Below are 23708 nucleotides of genomic sequence, written 5' to 3' on the forward strand. Positions count from 1 at the left end.
CAAGCAGCCTTTTTAATTTGCCGGTTTGTCTTCTTCCATTGGTGAGCATATCAAAGTGTCCTTTACTTATCATGCTGGAGGTCAACTAAGCTATGGGGAGCACAATGCGACCAGCTATTATTATACCTACAACAACAATGATTGGATCATCTCAGCTACTTACCTGCTTCGGGCAAAAAAGAAAGACCAAGAAGCTGAGTAAAATGAAAATATAGGCTTCTAACAAAATCAAAACGACAAGGTATACTACCTTAAGTTTTCATCACTAAACAGGTATAAATGCAAACGACGGCTATTCAAAAAATCAGATCACTTGCTTTTCTATACCTGACCTTGCTCTTATCGATGAGTTGTGATAAAAAGGCGCCTGGTCCGGAGGAGCCTTCTCCTCTGAATGAACTCGCCTTACAGCTAGACGGACAGGACTGGGTGCCAACAGCGATTGACGGCGATAAGTGCAGAAGCAGGTTTAATGGTGCCTGGTCAGTTCATACAGTAAACGACATTTCCTCCCCTGCTTTTACAATTACAGCACACAGCAACTCCGGCAAGAGCGACATGCAAGCAGACGACTTCCTGGAGATTCAAATTACAGGAGTAGATAAAAAGGGCACTTACCACACGACCGGCACTTATCAAGAAATTTTCGACTCCTATGCTTATTACCTGATCACGCACGCCGATGGCACTTCTACCAGGTATGTGAACATGCAGAATTCCTTGCAGGTAAAGGTAGATGAAATATTGCCGCTGTCTGGCTTTGTCAAACTCCAGAGCATAAAAGGAAGCTTCGAAGGCATCCTCTATCATGAGCAAAACCCGGAGGAAATTATCAGAATTGAAAAGGGACATTTCAAGTTTAACAAGCCAAACAGCTACAATCCAAACCACTGTAGCCTATAGAATATTCTGCTAAACCTGATTTGCCTAGATCCTGTAAACCGTTCCGGCGCATTTCACCGTTTAAGTGAGCATCCAAACACTTAAACCAAAACCTCCATCATGCGCATTCTCTATATCTTCCCGCATCCCGATGATGAATCCTTCGGTCCGGCCCCTGTTATGTGGCAGCAGCTGGAGCAAGGTCACCAGGTATACCTGCTCACCCTCACCAGGGGCGGCGCCACCAAGGTACGGCACGAACTGGGCCTGAGCGTGGAAGAGATGGGCGATGTCAGGTATAAGGAGATGCTGGCCGTGGAGCGGGTGCTCGGCCTGACAGGCATGACGGTGCTCGACCTGCCCGACAGTAAACTGGCAGAGATGGACCCACGCGAGATTGAAAAGGTGGTAAAGGCGCATATCCGGCAGATAGAACCGCAGGTCATCGTATCGTACCCGGTACATGGGGTGAGCGGCTTTCATGATCACCTCGTGATGCACGCCGTCGTTAAGCGGGTATACCTGGAGATGAAAGAAGGCGGTTCCGACTACCTGAAAAGGCTAGCTTTTCTGACGCTGCCGAACAAAACAGAACAGCCGCTGCAATCCGGCAAATTCCTGATGAAGCACAGCAGGCCCGACCTTATCGACTGCGAAGTGAAGCTGCGACCCGAGGACATAGAAATCATGAAAAAGGCACTGAACTGTTATGACACCTACCAGGACGTGATCAAGCAGGCCAATGTGGTGGAGTCGATCGGCGATACCGTCTACTTCGAACTTTATCAGGAGGACCATAAACCTCCACTGGCTAACCTAACGGATGGACTTTAGCCTTGAACAAAAGACTAGCTGACATTTGGCTAAAAGAGGAGGCAAGGTATAACATGGTGTTAAATGGAAGCCAATGCTTATTTTAGCGTATCCTTAGGGGCTATACCTATACCTGAATTATGAAAGCACTTTTGCTGATCGACATACAAAACGATTTTCTGCCTGGCGGCGCATTGGCTGTGCCGGAAGGGGACTTGATCATACCTATTGTGAACCGGCTGCAGGAGCAGTTTGATCTGGTGGTGGCGACGCAGGACTGGCATCCGGCTGATCACAAGAGCTTTGCCTCAAATCATGAAGGGAAGAGCCCGTTTGAAACGACCGAGCTACTCGGGCTACCGCAGGTGCTCTGGCCCGACCACTGCCTGCAGGGCACACCCGGAGCCGACCTCGCTCCTGCTCTTGAAACCAGAAAGATTGAGGCTATTTTCAGGAAAGGCACTAATCCGGAAATCGACAGCTACAGCGGCTTTTATGACAACGGCCGTCTCAAGTCAACGGGGCTGGCAGACTACCTGCGTGGCAAAGGCGTGACGCAACTCTACCTGGCTGGCCTGGCCGCCGACTACTGTGTGTACTACTCTGCCAAAGATGCCCTGGGCGAAGGGTTTGAGAAGTATTTCATTGAAGATGCGACCCGCCCGATCAGTCAGGAAGGCTATGCCGCTGCACGTGCCGACATGCTGGCCAGCGGCGGAAAAATCATACAGAGCAGCGACCTGCTTTAGCAACTGATCAAAACTGATCAAGCCACCACCTGGCCTATCCCGAAAAGCAGTACAAACAACATGGTCGTAATCGCCATCTGCTTCAGGTATGGGTCGAGCTCTGCTGACGTTTGCTTTTGCCATACCTTCACGCCATTGACCAACACAAGAGGTACAGCCAGCACAAACAGAAACTGCCACACGCTGTGGAAGTTGAGCAGCACATAGGCCACTGCACTCAGCACACCCCCTGCCAGTAAGAAAGTATGGTAGACACGTGCCCGCACTGGCCCGAGGCGTACAGGTATGGAGCGCTTGCCCGCCAGCACATCCGATTTGATATCCCGGATATTATTCACGTTGAGCACTGCCGTAGAGAAGAAGCCGCAAACCATAGCCGGCAGGATCACCAGCATGGGCAGCAACTGCGCCTGCAAAAAGAAAGTACCCAGCACACCCACCAATCCGAAGAACATGAACACGAAGATATCGCCCAGGCCGGCATAACCATAAGGTTTGGAGCCGGCTGTATAGTTAATGGCAGCCCAGATAGATGCCAGGCCAAGAGCAAGAAAGACCAGGAACAGGTAGATACCTTCGGTACCGAAAGCCACCCACAGCAGCAGCAAGCCCGACACCAGCGAGAGCAGGCTGAAAACAGCCATCCCTTTCTTCATGTGTTCAGCTTTGATGTGCCCGGCCTGCACCGCCCGCTTCGGCCCCTCCCGGTGCACGCTGTCGGCACCGTGTATGGAGTCGCCGTAATCGTTGGCGAGGTTGGAAAGTATCTGCAGGAAAAGTGTGGTGAGTACGCACAAGCCGACCACCACCGCATCGAAAGCGCCGTAGGCCGCCGCCATAAAGCCTCCCATACCGATGCAGGAAAAAGCCAGCGGCAGCGTGCGCGGCCTAAAAGCGGAAATCCAGGCCTTTACCAGACCTGGATTCTGCGGAATGTGTTGTGTTGTATTCAAGGTATTTCTCTAAAAAATCAGGTATAGCACCAATGCTTATACCTGACGTCATTACTTCTGAATCGCCGCCAGGATCTCCTCTCCCATCGGTTTCACTTTTGACGGATAGAAGGCAACCACCTTGCCGTTCTCGTCGATCAAATATTTGCTGAAGTTCCAGCCTGGCTCCTCATTGTTCGGGCTGTTTTTGGCAAGCCACTTGTAAAGCGGATGCTGGTCATCGCCTTTCACGGATACCTTCTCCATCATCTGGAAAGTCACACCGTAGTTCTTCTGGCAGAAAGCCGCAATCTCCTCTTCTGAGCCGGGCTCCTGTCCGCCAAAGTTGTTTGCCGGGAAGCCCAGAATCACCACCTTATCACCATGCGTCTCGTGGAGCTTCTGCAGGTCGGCATACTGTGGGGTATAGCCGCACTCCGAGGCTGTATTCACAACCAGTATTTTCTTGCCTTTAAACTTCGACAAATCGATTGCCTGTCCTTCGAGGCTGTTTACCTTAAAAGAATAGAAGTCAGAACTCTGTGTCGTCTGAGATGCTTGTGTCTCCATAGTGTCTGTCGTTGTAGCTGTTGCCGGGCTGTTTGTGTTTGAACCACCTGAACAGGCAGTTGCTATACCTAGTACAAGACCTGCGGTTAAAAGTTGTGCGGTACGCTTCATGTTTTTGTGGTTTAGGTATACGTATATGCGGCTTAACCGGAAAATACTGTTTTTGTTTCAACTCACTGTAGCGTGAGCATCCACACTCGTGTTAGCTGTTTTGGAGCCTGTACCCCGTAAGTTACTTTATGTATAGCCAAAGAGCCCAGAGGTCCCACTATAATAGGCACGAGCGAGGACGCCCGCGCCATACCTACATTCCTTTAACCGCTATACCTAGTTCTTACATTCGCTCCGGCACTTCTATACCCAGCAGGCTCATGCTTTCGCGTACGAAGCGGGCTACCATGGCAGAGAGGGCAATGCGGAAGTTGCGGGCCTGCTCGTCTGTCTCGTTGAAGATCGAGATCTCCTGGTAGAAACGGTTATAGGCTTTGGCCAGCTCGTAGGCGTAGTTCGCGATCACAGACGGAGCGTATAGCTTACCAGCTTCTTTCACCACCTCCGGATAGTTTACCAGCTGCACGATTACCTCCTGCTCAGCTTCGTGCAGGTTGTTGAAGTCACTAAAAGAGGCGGCATCCACGGCAATACCCATCTCGCCAGCCTTGCGCAGGATGGCAGAGATACGAGCGTGTGTGTACTGCACAAACGGCCCTGTGTTGCCACGGAAGTCAATCGACTCCTGCGGGTTAAAGAGCATGCGCTTCTTCGGATCCACTTTCAGCAGGAAGTACTTCAGGGCACCCATGGCCAGGGTATGGTACAGCTGCTGTGCTTCCTCCGGCGTGAAGCCTTCAATCTTGCCCAGCTCCTCTGTCTGCTGACGGGCGGTGTCGATCATCTCGGCTACCAGCTCGTCGGCATCCACTACGGTGCCTTCTCTTGATTTCATTTTGCCGGATGGCAGGTCCACCATGCCGTAAGACAGGTGATAGATGCCCTCCGCGTATGGCTTGCCCAGATTCTTCAGCACGGCCTTCAATACCTGGAAGTGGTAGTTCTGCTCATCAGCCACTACGTAAACCGACTGGTCATACGGGAAGTCATTATATTTCAGTTCGGCTGTACCCAAATCTTGGGTGATATAAACCGAAGTGCCGTCAGAGCGAAGCAAGAGTTTCTCGTCCAGGCCTTCGTCGGTCAGGTCAACCCATACCGATCCGTCTGGCTTTTTGAAGAACACGCCTTTCTGCAGACCTTCTTCTACACGCTCTTTGCCCAGGGTATAAGTCTCAGACTCGTAATAGAACTTATCAAAATTAACGCCGATGTTGCGGTAAGTGGCATCGAAGCCTTCATATACCCAGCCATTCATGGTCTTCCACAGCGATACCACTTCCTCGTCGCCCTGCTCCCACTGCTGCAGCATGGCCTGTGCCTCCAGCATTAGCGGCGCCTTCTTCTTCGCCTCTTCCTTGTCCATGCCACCGGCTACCAGCTCATCGATCTGCTCCTTGTAAGCTTTGTCGAACAGCACATAGTATTTGCCAGCCAGGTGGTCGCCTTTCATGCCGCTGCTTTCCGGGGTTTCGCCATTGCCCATTTTCTGGTAAGCCAGCATGGATTTGCAGATGTGGATACCGCGGTCGTTCACCAGGTTCGCCTTCATCACGTTATGCCCGTTGGCCTTCATGATCTCCGACACCGAATAGCCCAGGAAGTTGTTGCGCAGGTGGCCCAGGTGCAACGGCTTGTTCGTGTTTGGCGAAGAGTATTCCACCATCACCTTCTTGCCAGAGTCAGCCGCCTGCCCGTGCGCAGGGTTGGTCATCAGGTCGCGGAACAGGCGCACCCATACCTCTTCTTCTATTTCCAGATTCAGGAAGCCTTTCACCACGTTGAAGTTCTTCACCTCGGCGGCATGGTCTTTCAGGTAAGCACCCAATGCCTCCCCGATCTGCTCAGGGCCTTTGCCGGCCTGCTTGGTGTAAGGGAAAGTTACGAACGTGAAGCTGCCGGCAAACTCTTTGCGGGTTGGCTGGAGGGCGATAGTAGAAGCGTCAACAGTAAGGCCAAACAAAGCCTGAAGTGCCTGGCTAATGCTTTGGCTGATGGCGTTTTGAAGTTGCATTAAGTGAATTAATGTATAGCTGTTTTATTAAATTCTCGGTGTAAAATGGCGTCAGTGGCTGTCTCGAGTATGTCGAAAGCGTTCTCAGCCATAGTGTTTTCAGTGTCGAGCGTCGGGTTGATCTCGGTCATCTCGTAGCACACAATGCGCGGGTCCTGCAACAGGTGGTAGTTCAGCAGCTTCGCCTCCTCTACGGTCAGGCCCACCTCTACCGGGGTACCCGTTCCTTTCGAGAACTTCGAATCGAGGCTATCCACGTCAAAGGACACATAGATAATATCGCAGTCCTGCAGACGCCCGAGGGCTTCAGCCGCTACCTGCTCCGGTCCCTTCTTACTCAGCTCAGCATAGGTAAAGTTCTTGATGCCGTGTTTGGTCATCAGGTAATCTTCCGGCTCTTCGGTATCGCGCACTACAATGTATACCAGGTGCTCGGGCTTCAGCTTAGGACCGTCATAGCCCAGCTTCTTGAGCGAGTTCCAGAAGAAAACAGTTTCTGGTGCCGGGTCATTTATCTGACGCTCCAGGTTGTCGATGTTGAGCGCCATGGCCAGCGGCATACCGTGTACGTTGCCCGAAGGTGAGGTATACGGCGAGTGGATGTCGGCGTGCGCGTCTACCCAGATCACCCCCAGCGTCTTGTCCGGGTATGCTGATTTTATGCCTGCTATGGTGCCGTGGGCATTGGAGTGGTCACCGGACAGCACGAGCGGAAACATGTCCAGCTCCAGTGTCTGCTCTACGGCATTGGCAATGTTTTTCTGCACCGTCAGGATACTGTCGATGCGGTGCGCATTCGGGAACAGGTCCCTGTCGAACAGGGTATAGTTAAGATCGGGTACGCTGATCGAGTTGAAACGCTTGAAGTAGTCGCAGCCTTTGTCCCAGCATGCTACCCGCAATGCGTCAACTCCCATGCTCGCTCCACGTGTTCCGGCACCCAACTCTGACCTGACTTCTATAAGTTTAATCTTTTTCATAGATCTATATGTTCTGCATCGCTAGCTTCCATCTTTCACAAAATTTTCCGGCTATAAAGAGCCTAATAGGAACAATTTCATGAACGATTCATATAAATTGAACTAAGTTTTTGCAAAGATGGTAAATAACGAACAATATTGCATGTTTTCTTAAGAGCACAAGCACCATAATGGATAAATACACTGACCTAATACACCAAACGTTTGATTTCCCAACGGAAGAATTCACTGTAGAGAACAACGAATTGTACTTCAACGGTATTCCCCTGATGGACCTGATCAAGCAGTATGGTACTCCTTTAAAATTAACATACCTGCCCAAAATTAGTTCTCAGATTCAGAAGGCGAAGCGTCTTTTTAACGATGCCATTCAGAAACTGGATTACCAGGGTACTTATACCTATTGCTACTGCACCAAGGCTTCGCATTTCTCATTCGTGATGGAGGAAGCTCTCAAAAACGGTATTCATATCGAGACCTCATCGGGTTACGACATGCAGATCGTGCGGGCACTGCACAAGAAGGGCAAAATCGACAAGAACACCTACATCATCTGCAACGGCTTTAAGCGTGAGCGCTACCGCCAGTGGATTTCGGAGCTGATCAACGATGGCTTCGTGAACTGTATGCCGATACTTGACCACCTGGGCGAGATCGACTACTACAAGGAGCACGTGAACACGAAGACCAAAGTAGGTATACGCTTGGCCTCGGACGAAGAGCCGAAGTTTGAGTTCTATACCTCCCGACTAGGTGTGCGCTACAACGACGTGATCGACCTGTATGAGCAGCAGATAAAGCCAGACGAGCGCTTTGAGCTCAAGATGCTGCACTACTTCATCAACACAGGTATAAAAGACACCTCTTACTACTGGTCGGAGTTGAGCCGCTTTGTGCACAAGTACTGCGAAGTGAAAAAAGTATGCCCGGAGCTGGACACCATCGACATTGGCGGTGGCTTCCCGATCAAAACCTCCATTCAGGCTGACTACAACTACCAGTACATGACCGAGGAAATTCTGCGCACGATCAAGCGGATCTGCAAGGAAGAGGGTGTGCCGGAGCCGAACATCTTCACAGAGTTTGGCATCTTTACAGTAGGCGAGAGTGCCGCTAACATCTACTCTATCCTGGACGAGAAGCTGCAGAACGACAAGGAACTTTGGTACATGATCGATGGTTCGTTTATTACCAACCTGCCTGACGCCTGGGCATTGAACCAACGCTGGCCATTGCTGGCGATCAACCACTGGAACAAGGAATACCGCAAAATTCAGCTTGGCGGTATGACCTGCGACAGCCAGGACTACTATAACTCTGAGATGCATTCCTTCCAGGTGTTCCTCCCGAAAGCGCCAAAAGATGAGCCGCTTTACATTGGTTTCTTCCACACAGGAGCCTACCAGGAGCAACTAAGCGGGTATGGTGGCATCAAGCACTGCCTGATTCCTTCGCCACAGCATATTCTGGTGGATCGTGACGAGGAGGGTAAGCTTATCAGCTGGCAGTTTGCGCCAGAGCAGACCTATGAATCGATGCTGAACATATTGGGATACGAAATTTAAGACCGCGCGCGTTAAATTTGCGTATACTGTTTTGCATTTATAGTAAAAATTGTATTTTTGGATTACCATCGTTTACCTAACTATATTATCATGAAGAAATTAGCAGCATTCGGCGCATTCATCCTGGCACTGGGTATGACTTCTTGCAAGACCTACTGCCCAGCCTATAACTTTGCCAGCGTTGAGGTGTCTGAGCAGAACGCCCCGGCAACTGACCTTGTGCAGGAAACTGAAGTGATCAAAGGCTAATCCGAGCGGATTTCCTATGGATATAAAAAAACCGGCTTAAAGGCCGGTTTTTTTGTTGCTATACATTTTCACTAAGCGGGTATCACTGCTGTGCTCCTGCGCCTACTGGTAGCGAGCAGCCCAGCCAGGCAGGCCATGGGCAGGTAGGCTAGGGATAGGTCAACAACTGCGAACCACACCGGCGAAGGCAGTATCCAGACACTGGCTATCCCTCCGGCCAGAAAGAAAACGCCTATACCTAAGGCAAATTTCATTTTATGGGTAGCCGCTACCATGGCTGCCACCCAAGCACCCACCAAGGTGCCCAAGGCGTGCGCCAGAAAAGGCATCAGAAAATGCTTCGGTTCAAACAGGTGCATCCCTGCCGACAGGCCCTCCGATGTAGTGGTATCCACACCAGCCGGTGGCGGAATAACAGCACCACTCATCATTATGATGCTCATGTTGACGGCACTGCCGACCACGATGCCAGCCACAACGGCCAGGATGTTTCTCAGGATTGGGTTCATGTTGATTTCTATGTGATTGGTTCAGGATGGATGTGGGTATGCTTTGCGTGTGCTGCCTCGTCATCGACTTTCAACTCGTATAAAAGCAACTCTTCCGGATCGTTCGGCAGCTGTACTAATTTGCTATACTTCAGGCCTAGCTTCTCCAGCAGTCTTTGTGAAGCTACATTGTTTTTTACTGTGACTGCTTTGATCCGATTAATACCAAACTCCTCTATACCTGCTCGTTTTACTTCCAGAGCGGCCTCGAGCGCATACCCTTGCCTCTCGTGCTGCGGCAGAAAGGCAAAGCCTATATCGATCCCGTCCAGTCCTTCGCGGTCATAGAGACCGCAAACACCTAGCTTCTCTCGGTCCGATTTGCGGATGACGGTGTAGTTGGCGTATCCCAGCCGCTCCAGTTGAGGGGTTATCCTATTACGGATGTAGGCCGCTGCCTCTTCCACAGAATGCACATTTCTGTCTCCGATATATCTGAGCCAACTCGGGCTGTTGAGCAGTTCCAACATAAAAGCAGCGTCTTTTTCTGATGTTGGTACCAGCAGCAGGCGCTCGGTTTCAAATGATTTGTATGAGGTCATAGATATACTGTGCTAAATCAATTTGTGTGCTGCCTGAAGAATTCCACTACTTCATTATTTATCCTCAAATCAGTACCATGTCCAATATCAGGATATATTCTGAAATCTGCTTGTACTTTATTTTGCAGATATACCTTCTTTACAAACGCCCATCTCTCCGGCACAAGCTGCTTTCCCATCAGGCGGTAAACGACCTCCCGCTCTTCTTCACTGTATGCATCATCAAAAGCAACTGCATCATTCTCATCTAATTCGCCCATGTACAGCAACTGAGGCAGTTTTCTGAAGGCCTCCAAGTTCACCGGCTTTCCGGTTATTTCCTGCAGGTCTGCTATACCTAGCGGATAATACAGGGGCTCTCCAGCTAAATCCGTAACCGGTAGTGTGGCAATTCCATTGATCCCACCCATGGCTGCAGCTTTTACTTTCTCCGGATGTAGTAGCGTAAAACGATTGGCAAATGTACCCGAAGCTGAAAATCCTGTCATGAAGAATTTATCTTCCAGTTTGTAGCCCTTTGACCTCAGTTGTTTTTTGGCGTCTTCCACCATTGCCAGCAACTGCAGATCTAGACGCATTATATCTGCTTCATTTGTTAAAAGCACGTCCCGATCCAGTGCGTGGGTATAGTAGGTCCAGTTCGTTTGCGACCTCGGGAAGATTGGCACCAACAAGGGGATTTGTAGTTTCTTAGAAGCAAAATTCCCCACCGAACTAACACTCGCAGCATACCTGGCTCCTTTTTCGTGATAGGAAAGGGTATCGTTAAGCCCTGTATTGGTTGTCTCCACTAAGAGATGATTTGTGACCTCACTTTGGAGCCCTTTTGGCAAATAGACCAGATATTCGAAGTTAAAACCCTCTTCTGGCTTCGCCGCAAATTTCAGCAAGGTATCTGCTGCCAGTACCGAAGGGGTTCCGGAATCGTTGCCTTGGATTGGTAGATGTGAACCGCAACTAAAAAAGAGCGAAGTCAACACCACAGCCAGAAGTGTTCTCATATACTTTATCTTATTTAAAGATTATGCACACACTAATATAACAATGACTCTATGGAAAGTCCATTAGTTGCATCCTAAATTACAGGGCAATACCAACTTTATTTTCCCTCTTCCTCCAAAAGAACTCGCGCCGCTTCCCACAAATCATTAACCTGCCAGGTATAGCTGCCGGGTTTGTACTTATCGCCTACTATAATAGAGCGTATACCTACCTTCTCAGCGGCTTCCAGGTCGCGGTGCGAGTCACCTACCATCCAGCTCTGGGCAGGGTCTATGTTATACCTGGCGATGGCTCGCTCGAGCATCAGGCTATCAGGCTTACGGGAGAGCGATTCGGAGTAGTCGGGGTGCGAGGGAGCGTAGTAGAGCGCATCAATCAGGTGATCGCAGGCGTCCTGCAGTTTCTGGTGGCAGGCCATCACATCGGCCTTGGTATACAGGCCTTTGGCTATACCGCCCTGGTTTGTAACCACAATCAGCAAAAAGCCGTTTTGCTTCAAAAGCGCCAAAGCCTCCGGCACACCCGGCAGCACTTCAAAATCTTCCAGGGTATAGGTATAGTCTCCTCGTTCGCGGTTGAGCACACCGTCGCGGTCCAGGAATACGCACTTTCGCTGCATTGTCAGTCTATAGGTTGAGGCGCTAAAATTAGAATTATTACGTTGGATATGCATGCCCCGGCAGCAATACTGCAGCAGAAAGGCACAAATATTAACAGCTTACAAGCAAGAAATCATGAGAGTAGCGATAATCGGAGCGGGAATTTCGGGCTTGTCCTTGGCCTATTACCTGCAGCGGCAGGGCATAGCGTATGACCTGTTCGAAGCTGGCAGTGAGGTGGGTGGCAATATGCGTACCCTGCGCAAAAATGGCTATACCTTCGAACTGGGACCCAACACGTTACAAATGAACGAGGAGCTGTTGCAGCTCATCACAGAACTCAAACTGGAGACTGAGCTGCTGCCGCTGACGCCGCGCAATAACAAGAGGTATGTGCTACATAATAGCAAACTGTACCCGGTACCTTCCAGTCCCAAATCATTTCTGGCTAACGACTTGTTTTCAAATGAAGAGAAGCACAGGATTCTGCAGGAACGCAAGCAGCCGCCAGCCGAAGTAGAAAATGAAACCGTTTCGGATTTTTTCGAGCGACGCTTTGGAGTAAAGCAGATGGACTACCTGGCAGCTCCTATGATCAGCGGCCTCTACGGCGGCGATCCCAGGCAGCTGCTGGTAAACAAAGCGCATCCGGAGCTCAAAGAACTGGAAACGCAGTATGGCTCGGTGCTGGAAGGCATGGTGCAGAAAAAGAAACGTGGTGTGTTTCAGCGTGCATTCTCTTTCCGCAACGGCATGTCCACCTTGCCACAGGCCATTGCCGACAAGCTGATCTCGCTGCACCTCGACCACAAAGTGGAGTTCATCACCCGCATCAAAGGCAAGTTCATCATCAGCTGCGCTTCCAACGGCGACCATGACAATGAGGAATATGATAAGTTGGTGCTGGCCCTTCCTGCCCACCAGGCAGCCGAGCTGATTGAGTTTACCTACCCGGGTATGTCGGCAGCGCTCCAGAACATCAATTACCCGCCTATGGCCGTGGTGCACACCGTGTATAACCGTGCCGAAGTAGGGCATCCGCTTCAAGGCTTCGGGGCGCTCCACCCCTGGGAGGAGCAGTCTTTTACGTCAGGATCTATCTGGACGAGCTCCCTGTTTGAAGGGCGTTGCCGCTCTCACGAGGTTTTGATCACATCTTATGTAGGAGGCACACGCTTTGCCGAACATGCCCAACTCGAGGAAAGCAGCCTACTCAAGCAGGTGCACCAGGAGCTTTGCCAAACCTACCAGATCAAGGCCCTGGCCCCCGTATACCAGCACATGCACCTGTGGCGGCACGCCCTGCCGCAGTTCGACCTTTACATAGAAGATGCCCACCACATGGCGGAGGTGCTCGAGCAGGACGGTCTGTTCATTTCAGCCAACTGGTATGCCGGCGTTTCGGTACCCGACTGCGTGCGCGAAGCCAAAGCCATTGCCGCCAAAATTAATACCCGCGCCGCTTCCCGCTCAATAGCCTAATAACTATATTTGCGGTATGAATGACTCGCTGGTGATCATACCAACCTACAACGAAAAGGAAAATATTGAGGCTATTGTCAGGAAGGTGATGTCACTCCCCTACCCTTTTGATCTGCTGATCGTGGACGACAGCTCTCCTGACGGCACGGCTGATATTGTTCGCAGTTTACAGCAGGAGTTTCCGGAACGCCTGCACCTCGAGTCACGCACCGGCAAGTTGGGTTTGGGTACGGCTTACATTCATGGGTTTAAGTATGCGCTGCGTCAGGGTTACGAGTACATTTTTGAGATGGACGCCGACTTTTCGCACAATCCCGATGACCTGGTGCGCCTTTACCAGGCCTGTGCCGAAGAAGGACACGATATGTCGATCGGCAGCCGTTACGTGCAGGGCGTCAACGTGGTGAACTGGCCTATGAGCCGGGTGCTGATGTCCTGGTTCGCCAGCTTGTATGTACGCCTGATCACAGGTATGCCCATTGCCGATACCACCGCAGGTTTTGTGTGCTACCGCCGCAAAGTGCTCAAGACGATCCAGCTCAACAAGATTCGTTTTGTGGGTTACGCATTTCAGATTGAAATGAAGTTTCTCACCTTCAAGTATGGCTTCAAGATCAAGGAGGTGCCCATCATTTTCACTGACCGCACCAAGGGTCAGTCCAAGATGTCGAAGGGTATATTCAAGGAAGCGGTACTGGGGGTGATCCGCATGAAGGTGAACAGCTTTTTTCGTCATTTTGACCGCTACTAGCTATCGGCTATACCTGATACGCTTCATTTTTTTTCAAAATATATTCTCAGCACAAAGCTGCGTATCCCGCGCTAAATCGACTAACTTTACGGATTAGGTATAGCTCCTATTTGATAAAGAAAGTCTATACCTGTCAAGTTTCGCTAGCCTATGGATACCATACTTTTTTGGGTCATATTCAACGCATTCATCCTGCTATTGCTGGGTCTCGACCTCTTTGTGTTTCACCGAAAGGAACATGAAGTCAAGATAAAGGAAGCGTTGCTGTGGAGCGCCTTTTGGGTGGCGTTGTCGCTGGCATTCAATGCGATCATCTATTACTGGAAAGGCCCTGCTCCCGCCCTGGAGTTTTTGACGGCCTACCTGATCGAGAAGTCGCTGAGCGTCGACAACCTCTTTGTCTTTATCCTGATCTTCAATTTCTTCAAAGTGCCGCTCCAGTACCAGCACAAGATCCTGTTCTGGGGTATCATAGGCGCTTTGGTGCTACGTGGTATTTTCATCCTGGTAGGTGTGGCGCTTATTGCCAAGTTCCACTTCATCATTTACATTTTAGGCGCTTTTCTGGTATACACCGGTGTCAAAATGGCCTTCACAAAAGATGATGACGAGCTGCATCCTGAGCAAAATCCATTCATCGTTTGGATCAGCCAAAAGCTGCCTTTCACAAAAACAGCCGTAGGCGGTAAGTTTTTCACCAGGATTGACGGCAAGCTCTATGCCACGCCTCTCTTCCTGGTACTAATCATGGTGGAGAGTACCGATGTGGTATTTGCAGCCGATTCTATACCTGCTATCCTGGCAATTTCAAAAGATCCATTTATTGTCTATACATCCAATGTGTTTGCTTTGTTAGGATTGCGGGCCCTTTACTTTGCCTTGGCGGGTATTATGCAGTTGTTCCATTACCTGCACTACGGCTTGTCGCTGATCCTGGTCTTTATCGGCGTTAAGTTATTGCTGAGCGATATCTACCATCTGGATATGCGCTACGCTTTGCTCGTCGTAGGCACTATTCTGACAGTTTCCATTGTAGCCTCACTCCTCTTCCCTAAGAAGGATAATGAACTGCCACCGCCGCCTGACATTACACTCCCTTAAAACTGAATTCTAAATTTTTCGCTAAAATTCATTGCATATATTTGCTTTTGTCAGTATTAATAACTTCAATTGCAGTATAATTGAGAAAAAATGATTTTCGCTAACGCCTCTATTTTTACAAATTCTATGCTGGTGCCTCCGACGGGGCTCCCTGGTAGAACTTTGTGCGTTAGGTAAAACATCAACATACACAGATACCAAAGGAGCCCCGCCACAAGCGGGGCTTTTTTATTTTAAGGCATATTCTAAATAACATAAACCCATGAGTACAGCAGCACACAGCAGCATGAAATTAGCAGGACAACAGAGCCAGTTGGTAAGCCAGAAGCGCCCCATGGTGATTGCAGGTCCGTGCAGCGCTGAGAGTGAAGCGCAAATGTTGCAAACCGCCCTTGGCCTGAAAAAGGTAAAAGGAGTATCAGTGTTCAGAGCGGGCATCTGGAAACCACGCACACGCCCGGGAAGCTTCAATGGAGTAGGCACTATTGGGCTGGAGTGGCTGCGCACCGTAAAAACCGAAACCGGACTACGCACCGCCTGCGAAGTAGCCAATGCCACCCAAACAGAGCAGGCCCTTCAGCACGGTGTAGACATCCTGCTGATCGGTGCCCATACGACTGTGAATCCATTTCTGGTGCAGGAGATTGCAGATGTTCTGAAAGGCGTGCAGGTGGCTGTACTTGTAAAAAACCCGGTAAACCCGGACCTGGCCTTGTGGCTTGGGGCTTTGGAGCGGCTACATAACAGCGGCATCACGGAGCTTGGTGCCATGCACCGTGGCTTCTCAACCTTGGACAGTGCTCCTTACCGTAACCACCCAAAGTGGGAGCATGCCCTGGAGTTGCGCCAGCAGGTACCTGACCTGGCCATGTATTGCGATGCCAGCCATATAGCAGGTCGCCGTAGTCTGTTGCGCCCGGTGAGTCAGCGTGCCCTCGACCTGGGGTATGATGGCCTGATGGTAGAGTCGCATTACAACCCGGCTGCGGCCTTGAGCGATGCCCAACAGCAGATCATGCCGCAGGAATTGCACATGTTGTTGCAGGCTTTGAAGCAACAGCAGGCCCCTGCCGAGAAGTTGAAGCAGAGTGCCCAGCTGGAAAAGTTGCGCAAGGAGATCGAGCACCTGGACGATGAGTTATTGACTTTGCTGTCACGCCGTACCAAAGTCACAGCACAGCTTGGCGACTATAGCAAGCCCACTGAAAAGAGCGCTGAGAAACCAGACCCGGTGCGTTGGGACTTGGTGTTAGAAAACCTCTTGCACCAGGCCAGCAGTGCAGGTATAGACCAGTCTTTTGTGAAGACCATTTTCCAGGAAGTGCGTTCGCAGTATGCGCGTACTCACTTGTATAATTATGGACTAAGTTCGTAATTGGTTTATGAAGATATTTTGTAAAAAAGCTGTGTCTTTATTTTTCAAAATATTTCCATAATCCCATCTTTTTTCTTTTCCAATGGCACGATTCAGGTAACTCGGCTGTTAAGTGCTAAATTGCAGCTGAACAAAAGCTATACATTATGAGAACCCCTATTTCAAGACTTCGCACCATTGGTATATACGAAGGTATCTCTTACCTACTCCTGCTCGGCATTGCCATGCCACTGAAGTACATGGCAGGTATGCCGGAGATGGTGAAGTATACTGGCTGGGCACACGGTGTGCTGTTTGTATTGTATATGGTGTCGGTACTGGAGGTAACACTCACGCACAACTGGTCTATCAAGAAAGTAGCGGCTGCGGTAATTGCATCGCTCCTGCCATTCGGACCGTTCATTTTAGATAAGAAACTACTTAAGGAAGAGGAAAATAGAAAAGAGAAGCCTGTTAAACAAAAGCAGGTTGCATAACAACAACCCTCAACTATTTAGCCAATAGTATCAAAAAGGGCTGCCCACATGTGGCAGCCCTTTTTTTCTTTTCAACCCGCAGGCATTAGTTAATAATTTGGATGGATCTGCCTCCGCCTCGGTTGCCCATCGGGTTGAGGTGCTTGTTGATCGAGTAAGTAAAACTCAGCATGAAATAGCGCCCTAGTGAGTTCAGTGTCTCGCGCTCCACATAGTTGATATTGGCTGTCTGATTAACTCCTAGGTTTTCGTCCAGAACATTCAGGGCAGACAGCTTCAACTCACCACTTTTGTTTTTCAGGAATTGCTTCGAGATAGACATGTTGAGCATAGGTATACGCTGGCTGAAGTCGAAGCCCGGGTTGTCAAACAGCATGTAATCGAAGTTTGTGTTTAAGTTAAAAAGTTTCGGCAAGTATAAGTTGGTCTCAGCTGAGTACGTCTGGTTAAAGAACTGCTGATCATCCCCGAACTGGTACTTCGTGCGCTGCACCGTGTAGTTTGCACGCAGGTTAAAGTCAAAGAGTTCCTTCAGGCGATATTCGTAACGCAGGTTACCATTCAGGTTCTGTATCCGGATATCGTTTGCCACTTCGTTCACCAAGTTGATGCTCTCCTGCTGCCGCACATTGGCGCCGATGTTAAAGCGACTGTTCAGCTTCTTGACCGGAAATCCGAGGGAGGCAAAACCGCTGACAATGGTATTGTGACTCACATTGACTGGCTGCGTAATGCGGATCAGGCGATCGGTATAGCTCTGAGCATTCGTAATGGCATTGTTGGTATAAGAGGCATTCACGAAAGTGAAGAAATTAATCAGCGTACCCGGATCAAAGGTACTGAAGTTGAGACGCCACTGGTGCATATAGGCAGGTCGCAGCTCTGGATTACCTTCGTAAATGTTCAGCGGGTTAGAGTTGTCCACTACAGGTTGTAACTGCCGTATAGTGGGCTCATGCACCGTGGTTTCGTAATTGAAATCAATGCGTCTGTTACCCGTAAATTCGTAATTGAATCGCAAAGTAGGCAATACATTTTGGTAAGAGTGACGGATATCGTCATCGAACCCCAGAAGCTCACCCGTCAGGTCAGTGTGCTGCAGGCTGGAACCGACAGTCAGGCTAAATTCTCTCCTGTTCATCCGGAAATTCATACCTGTCCGATGGTACTGATAATTACTGGTGTAGCTGTTACTGAGCAACTCGTTGTATAACCGCGATTCACCTTCCTCCACGTCGTATACCTGGCGGTCTACTTTGTTGATGTTCTGGCGGTAGTTGTAATTCGCCTCCAGGTAGCGGCGGTTTCCGAGTGGTTCGGTGTAGGCCAGGTTGGTGCTTAAACTATGGTTTTCCGTCTCCTGCCTGTTCTCCTGATCCAGCACATTTACAAGGCCATCGGCAAAGGTGTTGACAGCCTGCAGGGTGCCATCGTTTTGGTTCGTGCCGGTTCTGAACTCTGTGTTAGAAGAAATAGTGCGGCCTGCCTTCGGGAAGCGGTGTCTGAACAGAATACTACCGTTGGCGTTTAGGGCGGAACCATCTGAAAAAGCCGTATTGGTGCTCTGGTTCTGAAGCTGGTTTTCGCCATTGTAAGTTTCTACCTCACTCCGCTGATTGGTACTGGTTTCGTTATACCCGATGGCACCTGTGACTTTGACTGAGTTTGCTGAGTCTATTTTGTAATCAACTGTAAAGTTAGCTCTGTGATTGGTGTTACCGTTAAGCTGACGGCTGCGCTGGTCCGTGCGTACATCCGCGTTCCGCAAAAACTCCAGACGCTCCAGATCACGGGCAATGTTATGATCAAGTTTGTTAAAGAAGTAACTGCCATTCGCCTCTACCTTCTTGCTAAGTTGATTGTTGAAATTCAGACCACCGGCGTAGCTATCCATCAGGCCATTGGTACGGCCACCGAAGTTCAATGGCACACCCGAACTGTTGTCGGATGAGATGGTTACGCGAGCACCGCCCCCGCCAGCCATCTGCTGCATACCTCCGCTAAAGGTCATGTAGTCATCAAAGCCAAAGCCCTGTGCGTTCACGTTGTTAGCCATACCCAGGAAAGACAGCTGCTTGCCATTGCTGAACCGGTTAAGACTCGCCTTGGCCTGGTAGCGCTCGTCTGTGCCTATACCTGCCATGGCATTGCCAAAAGCACTGTTGCGCTTTTCTTCTTTCAGCTGCAGGTTGATGGTTTTCTCGCGCTGCCCATCGTCTATACCTGTAAACATGGCTTGGTCTGATTTCTTATCGAAGACCTGAACCTTATCGATGGCGTCGGCGGGAAGGTTGCGGGTAGCCAGCTTCGGGTCACGGCCAAAGAACTCCTTGCCATCTACTGTCACACGCTGCACCTTCTCTCCTTTTACAGAGATGGAGCCGTCTGTTTCCACATCCACTCCAGGCAGTTTCTTGAGGAGGTCTTCAGCCACGGCGTTAGGCTGCGTTTTAAAAGAACCGGCGTTATACTCGATGGTATCTTTCTTAAACACCACCGGGCTTTTCTCACCCTGCACCATCACCTCTTTCAGTTCATTCGAAAGCGGTCGCATAACGAGCTTGCCCAAGTCCAGTACATTACCTTCTTCCGGAAACTGAAGCTGCTTGAAGTAAGGCGAGTAGCCCAGGAAAGTCGCTTTAAGGAGCAGATCGCCTTTGCTGACGTTTTTGATCTCAAATTCGCCCTGCGGGTTAGTAGAAGTAAAACTTACCAATGAAGAGTCTTTCGCCTGCAGGATCAGCACAGTGGTACCCGGCAACCCGGCCTGTTTTTCGTCCTGCACCTGTCCTCTCAAGGTATAGCGCTGGGCCACAGCCATGTGCGTTAGACAAAGAAAAGCAATAAGTGAGAGCAGTATAGATTTTTTCATAGCCGTATGATTAGCGCTCCTTTGTTAGCGAATGATCACGTTTCGGCCACCGTTCTGGCGCATGCGCTCCATCTGCTCGTCTACCATCGCCTGGTACTCCTGCTGAGTGACTTTCTGCCCTTTGACTGGGCGTGATATCTCTCCTTTTTTAAGTGGACGCTGCTCTACTTTGATCGCCTTGATGACACGCTCCCCATTGTTGATATCGACTGCAAGCACCGCTCCTGGCAGTGTGTTGTAGGATTCAGGACCAAGTGCCGGTCTGAGTTTGTCCGTATACCAGGCCACCACCGCTGTCTTCCTGGCTTCGTCTTCGTAATAGGCCTGCTTGCAGGTATAGCCTTGAATCTCTTTGGTCTCTGTTCCAAACTTCCACGGACTGATGCGGATGGAATCTTCGATGATATACTTTTTGCCCATGAACTCAGTCAGTAACACCTTCTGGGCGGTGCCTTGGTCGTAATAACTTTCGTTGAGCGGTACCCGCATGTTGATGCGCATGCCACCGCCACTTGCCGTGAACTGGTCCTCGTCTTCTTCCAGCGCCTTGTAAAGTGACTCCTGCGCATTATAGAAAAGCTGCTGCTTGGTGGTGCGGTACTCCGGTATCATGCTTTTCATAGCCTCTTGCTCAGGGCCGAGTCTACGGTGCATGTTCATCGTGTTTTCGTAGGTAATCACACCCTCTTGGGCGTAAACATCCACTGCCAACAGCAGCAGCGCCAGTGTCAGTATTCCAGAGAAGAAGTTTTTCATATGCTATCTTTTTTGTGATAAAAGTACAGCAATATGTTATCCCTAGGTGTTAAGGACTGTTAACGAAAGGTTAATCAAAAGTTAAAGTTTGGAAAGGACCTAAGCGACCAGAAAAAGTACTTATTCGCCTTGCACATTGATTCCGGCACGGCGGGCGATGGATTGGGCAATCACACTGGAGGCCAGCAGCTGCAGGGCGTGATAGATCATGATCGGCAAGAGCATCAGGCCCACCATATCCGCATCGGGAAAGAGTACTTTGGCCATTACCGTGCCGTGCACCAGTGACTTCTTGGAGCCACAGAAGATGGCTGTAATGCGGTCAGCAGGGTTGAAACCCATCACACGGCTGATCCCATTTACAATAAAATACACCAAAAAGAAAAGCCCGATCATGGCCAGCCCCAGCAACAGCAGATTACCGATACTGTAACCACTAAACATATCGCGGGCAAAAGACTCACAGAAAGAGGTATAGACGATCAGCAGAATGATCACTTGATCAGATAAGCGTAGCTGTTTGCGGTTACGCTCTGCAAAGCCGCCCCAATAACGGTGCAGCACCACACCCAGCGCAACAGGCACCAGTACCTGCAGCACCAGTTTACCCATTACTTGCCCCATGTCAAAATCACCGGAGCCCGCCGTCAGGTATAGCCCCATCCAGAGCGGTGTGATAAATACGCCCACCAGGCTTGAGATACTTGCATTGAAGATAGCCGCAGGTATATTGCCACCAGCTATTGATACCATGACTACTGATGAAGAAACCGTGGAAGGTAAGGCCGCCAGGTAAAAGGTCCCCAGCCATAGCATCTCGTAAGAGGTACCCTCAAAAAAGCCATGCAAAGGGATAAGCAACAGCGGAAAGATCAAAAAAGTAGAAGCCTGCACCACCAGGTGAAGTCGCCAACTCTCCAATCCTGCCCGAAGTTTCTCAGGGCTTAGGCGAAGTCCGTAAAAGAAAAAGATAAGGGAAACGCCAATACCGGCCACATCACTCAGCGAAAAAGGTTCGTAGTCCAAACCGCCTTCCGGCCAAAGCCAGGCCAGCACGATCATTCCGATCAGCGCCAGCAGAAACCAGTCGAAGCCAGCCCGCACCAACAGCTCCTTCACACTGCGCACACCAAACTTTGGCTTCGGCACTTGGGGATTAGGATTGTCAGGTAGCGGAGTCTGGGGTGTGCTCACAGGTATGTTTTGTTCAGGTGTTCGATTAGACGAAAGCAAAAATCAGGTATAACTGGCTCCAAAACAAAACAACGGCCGGCGCAATTACAAGCGCCGGCCGTTGTTTCAGGTATAATTACAAGTTAGAAACCCAACATATCAATTGTTTCGAGCTCAAACTCGGTGGTATCTTCATAATCAGCATCCGGTGCTGTTACAATCAGATCGCGGGCACGACCGTAAAGCCGCACATTCGGTTGCAGATTTTCATATTCAGCCTGCGAGATGAGTCCCCGCCGTGCCATGATGCCTCCGATCAGGCGGTAGTAGCCTGACTTCCAACTGCGCAAGTTGCCGTAACTGTCGAAGGAAGAGCGGTACCGTTTCGGACTCGGGATGATGCTGGTCAGGAAGATCGACTCGGCCAGATTAAGCTCAGACGGCTGCTTTCCGAAGTAAAACCGCGAAGCATCCTTGGCACCGTATACGTCTGGCCCCCATTCGATGATGTTCAGGTATATCTCAAACATCCGGTTCTTCGACACGATCTCCAGGTTCTCGATCAGCCATACAATGATGGCCTCCTCCACCTTGCGCGACACTGTTTTCTTACGCGTCAGGAACACGTTCTTGACCAGCTGCATCGAGATGGTACTACCACCACGCACAAACTCCCTGTTCTTGATGTTGGTGGCGATGGCCTGTCGGAAAGCCTCTTCGTGGAAGCCTTTGTGGCTGTAGAAACCAGCGTCTTCGGCTGTGAGCACGGCATTGCGCAGGTATGGCGAAATCTGCCCGATCGGTGCGTAGAACGGGTTGGATGGCCCCACCATGAAGGTACGGATCGGTTTGCCATATTCGTACATGGTGTGCATGAACGGACCTTTCAGCTTGTCCAGGTTGGCTTTGCCCCACTTCACTACCCTGAAATCCTCAGAAGCATCCAGATCAGAATCAAACACGACACGCTCTACACTGTCGAGGTTGACGTGAAAGTTCATTTTATACTGCAGCTTCCCCTCTGCTTGTATACCTTCCAGCGTTTCGAAAAGGCCATTAGGCAAAGATTCGAAGAAATCATTGGCAGGGAGTTCCTCAGTGCGCACTTTCAGATCGATGATCTTGGAGTCGGCGTTGTTATAAGCGGCGTACACATTGGCGCGGGCCTTGTTCACGCGCACTTCCGTTAGGCTATCCACCACAAAAAGATTCTGCCCCAGCGAAACCACATAGTCAACTGCTCCCTCCCGTAGGTAAATATTCTCGTCTGCCAGTTTCTCGTGGTTGAGCATCAAGTTATTCACCATTGCCCGGCCTTTTACAATAAGCCTGTCGCGGCGGTAGCGCTTCTCATTTATACCCAGGTGCAGCGTGTCAAAAGCCACAACACCGTCAAACTTCTCTTTGACATAAGGTAGTCTGATGCCGGATGTATCAGCGGTGTACAGACTGGCCATGATGTTGTAGTCACGCGGATCAATTGTACCTTTCACTATCAGATTATTGATCAGGGAGTCAGTACGGATAGATACTTGTGATGCAATGTTGCCGTCCTCTATGGTAAGGAAAGGCATTTTCACATCGATGACCCGATTTGGAGAGGTATAGGTCACGTTCAGGTTACTGAAGTCCACCTGGTCGGGCACGTTATCAAAAGCAGTTTCAAGCACACGGTTAAGCAGCTCACCGTAGTTGCGGTCAGTTTTGGCAGTGGTGTCAACAGGCTGTGTATCGTCTTTCTTAAACAGGAAGGCGAAGTTATTCTGGTCCCCGTCCTTCACGGCAGTAAGATAGCCGTTGGCTACATCAAGGCTGCGTAGCACAATGCGCCCCTTGAAGAGGGAGCGAAAACCAACGGTGGCATGCACGCTGTCGGTTCTGAAGAGCTGGGGCTGCCCATGCGGCACCAGGGTTATATCACTGAGTACGACAGAGGTGAGGCCGTTAAACTCTGCTTTACCGATGTTAAAATCTACAGGATAACGGTTCTCCACTTTCTCTACCACACGGTTTACGGTATAGCTAAGCAGGCTACTCCTAAACACTAAAAGGGAGATGAGGAGAATCAGGAAGAAGCCTAGCACAACGCTGACTCCTATCAGTATTCTTTTTTTCAATCGCTGGTCCAAAATATCAAGATGCGAATTACGCTAATAAGATTTAGTA

The 23708-nt window shown here is 50.0% G+C and carries 23 protein-coding genes; 11 read left to right on the forward strand and 12 right to left on the reverse strand.

Features of this window, described 5'->3' with window-relative positions; all coding sequences use genetic code 11:
- Positions 1 to 25 precede the first annotated feature (25 nt).
- The 4 genes from I0P70_RS07710 to pncA all read left to right on the forward strand — a co-directional run bounded on the left by I0P70_RS07710 (position 26) and on the right by pncA (position 2444).
- On the forward strand, positions 26 to 202 hold the full coding sequence (locus tag I0P70_RS07710) for a hypothetical protein (protein WP_196116213.1): 177 nt from the start codon (positions 26 to 28) through the stop codon (positions 200 to 202).
- Positions 203 to 279: 77 nt separating this feature from the next.
- Positions 280 to 903, forward strand: coding sequence for a DUF5025 domain-containing protein (locus I0P70_RS07715; RefSeq protein WP_196116214.1), 624 nt, complete (start codon positions 280 to 282; stop codon positions 901 to 903).
- 99 nt (positions 904 to 1002) lie between these two features.
- A complete protein-coding gene (locus I0P70_RS07720; protein ID WP_196116215.1) occupies positions 1003 to 1716 on the forward strand; it encodes a PIG-L deacetylase family protein in 714 nt (237 codons plus the stop codon).
- Between the two features lie 119 nt (positions 1717 to 1835).
- Positions 1836 to 2444 carry a bifunctional nicotinamidase/pyrazinamidase gene (gene pncA / locus I0P70_RS07725; protein WP_196116216.1) on the forward strand — a complete coding sequence of 203 codons (609 nt, stop codon included), beginning with the start codon at positions 1836 to 1838 and terminating at the stop codon, positions 2442 to 2444.
- 17 nt (positions 2445 to 2461) lie between these two features.
- Here the strand turns inward: pncA and I0P70_RS07730 are convergent, their stop codons facing one another.
- From I0P70_RS07730 to rocF, 4 genes are all read right to left on the reverse strand, one after another.
- On the reverse strand, positions 2462 to 3397 hold the full coding sequence (locus I0P70_RS07730; protein ID WP_196116217.1) for a 1,4-dihydroxy-2-naphthoate polyprenyltransferase: 936 nt from the start codon (positions 3395 to 3397) through the stop codon (positions 2462 to 2464).
- 51 nt (positions 3398 to 3448) lie between these two features.
- Positions 3449 to 4057 carry a glutathione peroxidase gene (locus I0P70_RS07735; protein WP_196116218.1) on the reverse strand — a complete coding sequence of 203 codons (609 nt, stop codon included), beginning with the start codon at positions 4055 to 4057 and terminating at the stop codon, positions 3449 to 3451.
- 223 nt (positions 4058 to 4280) lie between these two features.
- Positions 4281 to 6071, reverse strand: a complete 1791-nt coding sequence (gene argS / locus I0P70_RS07740) for an arginine--tRNA ligase (RefSeq protein ID WP_196116219.1) — start codon at positions 6069 to 6071, stop codon at positions 4281 to 4283.
- A gap of 8 nt (positions 6072 to 6079) precedes the next feature.
- Positions 6080 to 7051, reverse strand: coding sequence for an arginase (gene rocF / locus I0P70_RS07745; protein ID WP_196116220.1), 972 nt, complete (start codon positions 7049 to 7051; stop codon positions 6080 to 6082).
- A gap of 170 nt (positions 7052 to 7221) precedes the next feature.
- On the opposite strand from rocF, the gene I0P70_RS07750 reads away from it, so the two are divergent.
- Positions 7222 to 8616 (forward strand): arginine decarboxylase, encoded by a 1395-nt coding sequence (locus tag I0P70_RS07750; RefSeq protein WP_196116221.1) that lies wholly within the window; start codon positions 7222 to 7224, stop codon positions 8614 to 8616.
- Between the two features lie 90 nt (positions 8617 to 8706).
- Entirely contained in the window at positions 8707 to 8865 is a 159-nt protein-coding gene (locus I0P70_RS07755; protein WP_155800585.1) for a hypothetical protein, read from the forward strand.
- Between the two features lie 71 nt (positions 8866 to 8936).
- On the opposite strand, the gene I0P70_RS07760 is transcribed toward I0P70_RS07755, so the two are convergent.
- From I0P70_RS07760 to I0P70_RS07775, 4 genes are all read right to left on the reverse strand, one after another.
- Positions 8937 to 9374, reverse strand: a complete 438-nt coding sequence (locus tag I0P70_RS07760; RefSeq protein WP_196116222.1) for a hypothetical protein — start codon at positions 9372 to 9374, stop codon at positions 8937 to 8939.
- Between the two features lie 8 nt (positions 9375 to 9382).
- Entirely contained in the window at positions 9383 to 9955 is a 573-nt protein-coding gene (locus I0P70_RS07765; protein WP_196116223.1) for a GNAT family N-acetyltransferase, read from the reverse strand.
- A gap of 17 nt (positions 9956 to 9972) precedes the next feature.
- Positions 9973 to 10956, reverse strand: coding sequence for a S9 family peptidase (locus I0P70_RS07770; protein WP_196116224.1), 984 nt, complete (start codon positions 10954 to 10956; stop codon positions 9973 to 9975).
- Positions 10957 to 11054: 98 nt separating this feature from the next.
- Complete coding sequence (locus I0P70_RS07775) at positions 11055 to 11576, reverse strand: HAD-IIIA family hydrolase (protein ID WP_196116225.1); 522 nt, start codon at positions 11574 to 11576, stop codon at positions 11055 to 11057.
- Positions 11577 to 11691: 115 nt separating this feature from the next.
- On the opposite strand from I0P70_RS07775, the gene hemG reads away from it, so the two are divergent.
- The 5 genes from hemG to I0P70_RS07800 all read left to right on the forward strand — a co-directional run bounded on the left by hemG (position 11692) and on the right by I0P70_RS07800 (position 16741).
- Positions 11692 to 13038, forward strand: a complete 1347-nt coding sequence (gene hemG / locus I0P70_RS07780; protein ID WP_196116226.1) for a protoporphyrinogen oxidase — start codon at positions 11692 to 11694, stop codon at positions 13036 to 13038.
- 16 nt (positions 13039 to 13054) lie between these two features.
- Entirely contained in the window at positions 13055 to 13789 is a 735-nt protein-coding gene (locus I0P70_RS07785; protein ID WP_007659642.1) for a polyprenol monophosphomannose synthase, read from the forward strand.
- Between the two features lie 150 nt (positions 13790 to 13939).
- Positions 13940 to 14890 (forward strand): TerC family protein, encoded by a 951-nt coding sequence (locus I0P70_RS07790; RefSeq protein ID WP_196116227.1) that lies wholly within the window; start codon positions 13940 to 13942, stop codon positions 14888 to 14890.
- A 262-nt stretch (positions 14891 to 15152) separates the two neighbouring features.
- Positions 15153 to 16265, forward strand: a complete 1113-nt coding sequence (locus I0P70_RS07795; protein ID WP_230392057.1) for a chorismate mutase — start codon at positions 15153 to 15155, stop codon at positions 16263 to 16265.
- 146 nt (positions 16266 to 16411) lie between these two features.
- Positions 16412 to 16741 (forward strand): DUF3817 domain-containing protein, encoded by a 330-nt coding sequence (locus I0P70_RS07800; protein ID WP_196116228.1) that lies wholly within the window; start codon positions 16412 to 16414, stop codon positions 16739 to 16741.
- Between the two features lie 85 nt (positions 16742 to 16826).
- On the opposite strand, the gene I0P70_RS07805 is transcribed toward I0P70_RS07800, so the two are convergent.
- The 4 genes from I0P70_RS07805 to I0P70_RS07820 all read right to left on the reverse strand — a co-directional run bounded on the left by I0P70_RS07805 (position 16827) and on the right by I0P70_RS07820 (position 23659).
- Positions 16827 to 19613, reverse strand: a complete 2787-nt coding sequence (locus tag I0P70_RS07805) for an outer membrane beta-barrel family protein (RefSeq protein ID WP_196116229.1) — start codon at positions 19611 to 19613, stop codon at positions 16827 to 16829.
- A gap of 24 nt (positions 19614 to 19637) precedes the next feature.
- Positions 19638 to 20369 carry a GLPGLI family protein gene (locus I0P70_RS07810; RefSeq protein WP_196116230.1) on the reverse strand — a complete coding sequence of 244 codons (732 nt, stop codon included), beginning with the start codon at positions 20367 to 20369 and terminating at the stop codon, positions 19638 to 19640.
- A 120-nt stretch (positions 20370 to 20489) separates the two neighbouring features.
- Positions 20490 to 21497, reverse strand: a complete 1008-nt coding sequence (locus I0P70_RS07815; protein WP_196116308.1) for a bile acid:sodium symporter family protein — start codon at positions 21495 to 21497, stop codon at positions 20490 to 20492.
- Positions 21498 to 21685: 188 nt separating this feature from the next.
- Positions 21686 to 23659 (reverse strand): biosynthetic peptidoglycan transglycosylase, encoded by a 1974-nt coding sequence (locus I0P70_RS07820; protein ID WP_230392058.1) that lies wholly within the window; start codon positions 23657 to 23659, stop codon positions 21686 to 21688.
- Between the last annotated feature and the right edge of the window lie 49 nt (positions 23660 to 23708).

It is taken from the genome of Pontibacter sp. FD36 (assembly GCF_015686655.1).
Classification (GTDB): Bacteria; Bacteroidota; Bacteroidia; order Cytophagales; family Hymenobacteraceae; genus Pontibacter.

What these genes read in the sequence shown, in the direction of transcription:
- hemG (WP_196116226.1), top strand. Translation starts at nt 11,692, where the DNA reads ATGAGAGTAGCGATAATCGGAGCGGGAATTTCGGGCTTGTCCTTGGCC.
- I0P70_RS07760 (WP_196116222.1), bottom strand. Translation starts at nt 9,374, where the DNA reads ATGAACCCAATCCTGAGAAACATCCTGGCCGTTGTGGCTGGCATCGTG.
- I0P70_RS07795 (WP_230392057.1), top strand. Translation starts at nt 15,153, where the DNA reads ATGAGTACAGCAGCACACAGCAGCATGAAATTAGCAGGACAACAGAGC.
- I0P70_RS07810 (WP_196116230.1), bottom strand. Translation starts at nt 20,369, where the DNA reads ATGAAAAACTTCTTCTCTGGAATACTGACACTGGCGCTGCTGCTGTTG.
- I0P70_RS07765 (WP_196116223.1), bottom strand. Translation starts at nt 9,955, where the DNA reads ATGACCTCATACAAATCATTTGAAACCGAGCGCCTGCTGCTGGTACCA.
- I0P70_RS07770 (WP_196116224.1), bottom strand. Translation starts at nt 10,956, where the DNA reads ATGAGAACACTTCTGGCTGTGGTGTTGACTTCGCTCTTTTTTAGTTGC.
- I0P70_RS07715 (WP_196116214.1), top strand. Translation starts at nt 280, where the DNA reads ATGCAAACGACGGCTATTCAAAAAATCAGATCACTTGCTTTTCTATAC.
- I0P70_RS07750 (WP_196116221.1), top strand. Translation starts at nt 7,222, where the DNA reads ATGGATAAATACACTGACCTAATACACCAAACGTTTGATTTCCCAACG.
- pncA (WP_196116216.1), top strand. Translation starts at nt 1,836, where the DNA reads ATGAAAGCACTTTTGCTGATCGACATACAAAACGATTTTCTGCCTGGC.
- I0P70_RS07785 (WP_007659642.1), top strand. Translation starts at nt 13,055, where the DNA reads ATGAATGACTCGCTGGTGATCATACCAACCTACAACGAAAAGGAAAAT.
- I0P70_RS07720 (WP_196116215.1), top strand. Translation starts at nt 1,003, where the DNA reads ATGCGCATTCTCTATATCTTCCCGCATCCCGATGATGAATCCTTCGGT.
- rocF (WP_196116220.1), bottom strand. Translation starts at nt 7,051, where the DNA reads ATGAAAAAGATTAAACTTATAGAAGTCAGGTCAGAGTTGGGTGCCGGA.
- I0P70_RS07805 (WP_196116229.1), bottom strand. Translation starts at nt 19,613, where the DNA reads ATGAAAAAATCTATACTGCTCTCACTTATTGCTTTTCTTTGTCTAACG.
- I0P70_RS07800 (WP_196116228.1), top strand. Translation starts at nt 16,412, where the DNA reads ATGAGAACCCCTATTTCAAGACTTCGCACCATTGGTATATACGAAGGT.
- I0P70_RS07775 (WP_196116225.1), bottom strand. Translation starts at nt 11,576, where the DNA reads ATGCAGCGAAAGTGCGTATTCCTGGACCGCGACGGTGTGCTCAACCGC.
- I0P70_RS07735 (WP_196116218.1), bottom strand. Translation starts at nt 4,057, where the DNA reads ATGAAGCGTACCGCACAACTTTTAACCGCAGGTCTTGTACTAGGTATA.
- I0P70_RS07755 (WP_155800585.1), top strand. Translation starts at nt 8,707, where the DNA reads ATGAAGAAATTAGCAGCATTCGGCGCATTCATCCTGGCACTGGGTATG.
- I0P70_RS07790 (WP_196116227.1), top strand. Translation starts at nt 13,940, where the DNA reads ATGGATACCATACTTTTTTGGGTCATATTCAACGCATTCATCCTGCTA.
- argS (WP_196116219.1), bottom strand. Translation starts at nt 6,071, where the DNA reads ATGCAACTTCAAAACGCCATCAGCCAAAGCATTAGCCAGGCACTTCAG.